This window comes from Methylobacterium sp. UNC300MFChir4.1, from assembly GCF_900110155.1.
GTDB lineage: Bacteria > Pseudomonadota > Alphaproteobacteria > Rhizobiales > Beijerinckiaceae > Methylobacterium.
In genome coordinates, this window is the sequence record NZ_FOCS01000063.1 from 1 (window position 1) to 5241 (window position 5241).

Here is a 5241-nt window from a genome sequence, read left to right on the forward strand (position 1 = left end):
GCTCGCCCGACCGGCTCCGGCGGCCAAGCTACCCGTAGAGCAGAGGCCGACCCTGCACTAATTTTGAACTCGGACCACCTCGTGGGGGCAGGTCAACCCGAACTCTCCGCCCGCTGACGAGGTTTCAGCAGACGGTGACCTACAAGGCCTGACGCGCTTCTTCGCGGGCTTCCGGACCAAGGATCGGTCGTGACCTACACCGTCCAGCAGCTCGCTCCCGGCAGCTACGACGTACTGCTGGATGGTGCCCCCGTCGCGTCCCTAGTTCGTGAGGTCGGGCGCAGCGACGCGGTGCAAGGATGGCTGATCGAACTCCTCGATGAGACGGTACCAGCCAAGCGACCGGCGCCCTTCACGGGGCAGCAGCACGCCTTCGCCTCGCGCGCAGCAGCGCTGGAGTGGCTCGGCATTGTAGGGGCCGACGCGCCTACCGAGCCGACCGGATGAACGTCATCAAGGGCCGGATGTTCGCCGTCGCCGTGGGCTTTGTGCTCGTGAGTGTTGAACGCGCGCTTGAGGCTGCAGGCCTGGAGTGCGCGATTGAGGACTGTTCCGTCGCGGCTTTCACAGCAGCCATCGTGGTGGTGGCTGCAGATTTACGGGCATGACTGCCGACCTTTTCATATCCGAGAACGGCGGTGGGGCCGGGATCCGGTTCCGGGAACGGAAGGCGCCGGCTGAGTGAACAAGTCTGCCAAAGCTCGAGCGGCTGAGCGCAAGCTGGCAGCAAAGCGGTTCAACTAGCGGGTGAAGCGTTCGCCACCACCGCCAACGCGGTGGGTCTGGGCATCCTAGCCGCGGCGACGATCATCCCGAACTTCGGCCAAGCGCCCGGCAGCCCATCCCCCGCCCTGCACTCATGGTGGGCTGGTCCTGCGGCCTTCCTCGTCCTATTCTTCGTGGCTCCCGCAGCCTACCACTTCCTGCGCAGCGAGGATTGATCGTGACCGACCCGAACCTCTGGATCAGCTACGGACTGCCCGCCTTCGGGGTCGCTTTCGGCCTTGTCGGACTCGCGGTCGCGTGGATCTCAGCACGCCGGTTTGATGCTCGGTTCGCTGATGTTGAGGTCACGGCGCCAGTCGAGCGGGCCCCGCGCGTCACGCCCTACCGGAAGCCCAGTAAGCACCCTCGTCGCGGCTCGCCTAGCCGGCCAGCCTCTATACGGACGTAGGCGGAGCCGACGCTGCTCTACTCCACCGTGCGCCACTTCACGGGCGGTAGGTTCTCGCCTGGTATGGTCGCATCCCTCTGGTAGAAGGTCCGCCGGTCGCCGGTCACCACCTCGGCAACGTCGTCGATCGCGTCGATTACCTTCGAGGTCGCGTTGTAGAGCGGGCCCTGCGGCTTGGCCCTCGTGAGGACCAAGACGCATTGCTGCCGCCAGCGCCGCGCCTCCTCCAGGAAGGCGACCTCCTCGGCCCGCACGAAGACGCCCCGTCTCGACATAGCCCATCCTGTGATCCGCGGGCGGGATCTAGAACGGGAGCAGAACATAGCGAGACGGGCGGCCGAGAACACCGGCATCAACCGGCCATGTGTCATGGGCAGACGCGAACAGAGCAACACCCGTTGACGGGCCGTTAACTATGCGCGGTCATGCTGCCGACAGCGATCGGTCGAGGGGCCGAGCGACGGCAGAGCAGCTCTATGGCCTACCCCCCTGGCCTCGGTGCGGCCTCGCCGTCGCAGTCGCGCTTGCCTAGCGTGGGCCGCTATCCTCCGATCTGACGCCGTGTACGAGGGACGCCAGGTAAATGGCGGACGCGATCATGGCGCAGGCCATGACGCCGAGGGCTTGAGCTGTTGGCAAGGTCATACCGGCAACCATGCCGTCCGGTTGTGGCGAGCGTGTTGCCGGATATGGGTAGGGCGATCACGAGCTTGCGATATGGCGTGGTCAGCCCCTGATCAGATCGAGCGATGAGGCTGAGATGCAGGGCGGGCATGCGACCGAGCGCCGAATCTCTCTCACGATGTGATGTGTTCAAGCTCTGCCGCGATCCGGCGGCCAGGAGCGTGCCGTGTACAATCCCTTCTTCTCATCGCTGATGCTGGCCATTGAGGCGCAGCGCGTCATCGAACTGCGGTTGGTTCGTCTAGCCTGGGGCGGTAGCGAAGGACTGGCTGAGGCTCAGTCCATGGTGATTGAGAAGGTTCACGCCGCCGGCGAGGCGATGACGACACTGATGTTCGGCGGCTCGCCCGAAACGGTCATCGCCCGCTACCGTGAGCACGTGGCTGCGAACACGAAGCGTCTCTCCGCTCCGTGAAGGCCGTGCGGCTTCGTCATAGAATGCCTAGCTAGAACGCTTCGCGCTCCAACTCCCGCTGCACTCCACTAAGCCGCCCGACGTGCGCCAAGTGCCGCTGCCGCTACCCTTCGCGGTCAGACTGCCGGCGATCGGCACCTTGTTCGAGCCTTGGGTGATGGTGGCCTGCACGGCGCCGGCCGCCGAGACGCCGCCATCGATGTCGACCTCCTCCCCGGGGATCGACGCGTCGCTGTCCTTGATCTGCACGTTGTAGCTTGTGCTGGCCGAGCAGGGGCCCTCAGTCGTGGTGGCGACGATCGTCCAGGAGCCGTCGAACTGGTTCGGTACCTGCACCTTCTTCGTCGCGGCATCCGCTGGGTGGAAAGCGCCTGCCGTCAGGCAAGCCGCGAGGATCAGGGTCGGGGTACGTGCCACAGACTGCTCCGGAGATCGCGCAGCCGGGGACGGCTACGCCATCGCAGAACGGAGGTGTCAGCTGGATAGTTTCAAACGCTGCCCCGATCCCACTGCGGCCAAAAGACAATACGCTCCAGGGGCCTTTCGCCGAGGGCGGCCTCGGCGAGGGCCGCGACCGTCAGCAACCTTCTATTAACCATAACGGTCGAGGTAGCTTCTGCGATCGGCTGGGGGGCTGAGCGCCGGAAGAGCAGTGCCTAAATCCAGGGTGCGGCCTCGTTGGCGCAGTCGCACCAAGCCCGCACCTGGAACACCAGGGCGGGCTTCTATCGTCAAATCGGGCGACGGAATTGCCTCGCTTCAGGCGAGCGGCTCATCGACCGACATGCCCCACCGTCTTCACCGCGGCATAGGGCGGATCGCCCGCTGGGAAACACGCTCCCCAGCTTCGGCCGGTCGGTCAGATGTCGACCGGCCAAAGCGTCCGCCGTTCCAGACCAGATAGCCGAGGCCGGCGGCCACGCCGGCGAGCGTCGCGATAAGGGCGAACTCGCTCGACATGCCTCCCGCCACGGTGCCTCGCCGCCGCGACTGAAGCGCGTTCGTTTTGGCCCGCACGAACGCCCGTGTGGCAGCGGCAACCTCCTCGGGCGCGAAAAGCATCTGGGCTGCGGGGATCAACTCATGCACGTGGCGATGCAGGTGCTGATCCACGAGGAACGTGACATCCTCAAAGGTGTCGAGCCAGCCAGCCGAGTCCGCCCTACGGCGACGGGCGAGCTGCTGCAGCTGTCGCCTGAACTCAGCGTGGCCGCGGTTCAGGTCTTTGATCAGCGTGCGCGTCTGGCTCTCCCGGCTCAACGGGCCATACAAGCTGGCACCAAGGCCGATGGCATGCAGATCAAGCTCGTCCATGAGATCAGCCAGCATCTGCTCGCGGCTGCCGACCGCTCTGGGATCGTTGAGAGCGTATGGTATCTCACGGATCAGGCCACCAATGTTCTCATGGTCGCGCTCGATGAGTTGCCAAACGTCCATGCACGTCTTCCTTGCCAGTGAAACTACCAGCTCCGAACACCGTGCGCCCGCTGAGCGTTCCTGATCGAGTTCGTGTCGACTCAAGCCGCCACTCAGATGACCGCCTGAGGATGCGGCGATGGCGTGCCAGAGTACCGCTTCGGGTCCTGTGCGCAGCCGGTATGTACCCTGCGATGGGTGAACCTCCGGCGGCGGTGTTCGGCGTATGAACCCGAAAGGACCACCGCACCGTGGCAGGACGGGCATCGCTTCGGCGCCATCACGTAAGCGCTCTTTGCCTCAGCGACGCTGATCTGACGCCAGATACCCTTGATTTTCGCTTCACAGGTCTGATCATCAAGCGTCGCCATGCCCGCGGGGTGCCATGGCGAGATGGCTCGCGCCAGCCTGCGGCCGAGCGGACTGGCGCGACAGAATGGCAGCCCTCAGTTCATCCGCCGACGCCGTTCCCGAACCTCCTGCTGGGCGAGCCTGCGTCCGAGCGCCATCAGCAGCGTGTCCGCCTGTGCCTTCAACTCAGCGTCCTGCAACTCCACGATCGCCTGCTGGGCGGCGATAGCGTGCTCGGCCGCCCGGTCCAGCGGCCGTTCCATCGAAAGGGTTTCGGCTTCGCTGAACGCGTCCTCAGACATCCGCATCTGGGTTATGTCCACCAGGATGCCAGCACCGCCTACCGACCGGCCGAGATGATCGATGCTGAAGTGGCCTCGATCTAGGACCCAGCGCGTCTGGCCATCGGCCGATATCACTCGGTATTCGGCGAGATATGTGCCGCCGTCAGCGCGGCAGCTCCGGATCTGGGCGAAAACGCGCCCGCGGTCATCTGGGTGTATGCTGTCGATGAAGAGCGAGAGCGGCACACCCTGCTTAGCTTCGTCAGGATCGACACCGAACAGCAGCGCCACGAACCCATCGACACGGGCTCGATCGGTCGTCGCACTCCACTCCCACCTACCAATCACGTCGAGCGCATCTAGGGCGTGCTGAAACGCCTTGGGGCAGGTCTGGTGAGCGAGAAGCTTGAGCTTTGACACTGCGGAGCCCGCGGACAGTCTTAAACCTGATCTGTGTAATAGGTGTCAGATCACAACCACACGCCGCATCGAATGCGATATCCTCAACTGTTGCGCGATGGACACTACTTCTGCGGGCGGAAGGTATTATGAATGCATGCAGGTGGCGCAGTCGACGTACACCCGACTGACCTGCCCCCACGAGGTGGTCCGAGTTCAAAATTAGTGCAGGGTCGGCCTCTGCTCTACGGGTAGCTTGGCCGCCGGAGCCGGTCGGGCGAGCGCAGTCGGGCAAGCGGTCGTGGCTGGCACGAACACCTCCGGCGCTGGTGGCTTGTAGCCAAGCGCACCGTGCGGGCGGATCGTGTTGTAGTGCCGACGCCAGCTTTCGATGATGATCTGTGCCTCCTTCAGGGTGTAGAAAATCTCGCCGTTCAGGAGTTCATCCCGCAATCGCGCGTTGAAGCTTTCGACAAAGCCGTTCTCCCACGGTGAGCCTGGCGCGATGTAGGCGGCCT

General features: G+C 64.5%; 8 protein-coding genes. 3 read left to right on the top strand and 5 right to left on the bottom strand.

Annotated features, from left to right (window positions below):
- Nucleotides 1-189 precede the first annotated feature (189 nt).
- The gene (locus BMY19_RS30160; protein WP_042671961.1) at nt 190-447 is read left to right on the top strand and encodes a hypothetical protein; all 258 of its coding nucleotides are present in this window, start codon (nt 190-192) and stop codon (nt 445-447) included.
- On the top strand, nt 444-608 hold the full coding sequence (locus BMY19_RS31110) for a hypothetical protein (RefSeq protein ID WP_170863088.1): 165 nt from the start codon (nt 444-446) through the stop codon (nt 606-608). Before BMY19_RS30160 ends, BMY19_RS31110 begins: the two co-directional genes overlap by 4 nt.
- A gap of 583 nt (nt 609-1191) precedes the next feature.
- On the opposite strand, the gene BMY19_RS30165 is transcribed toward BMY19_RS31110, so the two are convergent.
- Nucleotides 1192-1449: a hypothetical protein gene (locus tag BMY19_RS30165; protein ID WP_100253884.1), complete on the bottom strand. Its 258-nt coding sequence runs from the start codon at nt 1447-1449 to the stop codon at nt 1192-1194.
- 575 nt (nt 1450-2024) lie between these two features.
- Between BMY19_RS30165 and BMY19_RS30170 the strand changes: the two genes are divergently transcribed.
- The gene (locus BMY19_RS30170) at nt 2025-2273 is read left to right on the top strand and encodes a hypothetical protein (protein WP_020096563.1); all 249 of its coding nucleotides are present in this window, start codon (nt 2025-2027) and stop codon (nt 2271-2273) included.
- A 27-nt stretch (nt 2274-2300) separates the two neighbouring features.
- Here the strand turns inward: BMY19_RS30170 and BMY19_RS30175 are convergent, their stop codons facing one another.
- The 4 genes from BMY19_RS30175 to BMY19_RS30190 form a co-directional block, all read right to left on the bottom strand.
- A complete protein-coding gene (locus BMY19_RS30175) occupies nt 2301-2690 on the bottom strand; it encodes a hypothetical protein (RefSeq protein WP_020096562.1) in 390 nt (129 codons plus the stop codon).
- 381 nt (nt 2691-3071) lie between these two features.
- Nucleotides 3072-3710: a hemerythrin domain-containing protein gene (locus BMY19_RS30180; RefSeq protein ID WP_100253885.1), complete on the bottom strand. Its 639-nt coding sequence runs from the start codon at nt 3708-3710 to the stop codon at nt 3072-3074.
- A gap of 425 nt (nt 3711-4135) precedes the next feature.
- Nucleotides 4136-4615, bottom strand: coding sequence for a PAS domain-containing protein (locus BMY19_RS30185; RefSeq protein WP_244435243.1), 480 nt, complete (start codon nt 4613-4615; stop codon nt 4136-4138).
- A gap of 330 nt (nt 4616-4945) precedes the next feature.
- On the bottom strand, nt 4946-5241 hold a 296-nt coding region (locus tag BMY19_RS30190), incomplete at its 5' end, for an integrase core domain-containing protein (protein ID WP_139215758.1).

What these genes read in the sequence shown, in the direction of transcription:
- BMY19_RS30165 (WP_100253884.1), bottom strand. Translation starts at nt 1,449, where the DNA reads ATGTCGAGACGGGGCGTCTTCGTGCGGGCCGAGGAGGTCGCCTTCCTG.
- BMY19_RS31110 (WP_170863088.1), top strand. Translation starts at nt 444, where the DNA reads ATGAACGTCATCAAGGGCCGGATGTTCGCCGTCGCCGTGGGCTTTGTG.
- BMY19_RS30180 (WP_100253885.1), bottom strand. Translation starts at nt 3,710, where the DNA reads ATGGACGTTTGGCAACTCATCGAGCGCGACCATGAGAACATTGGTGGC.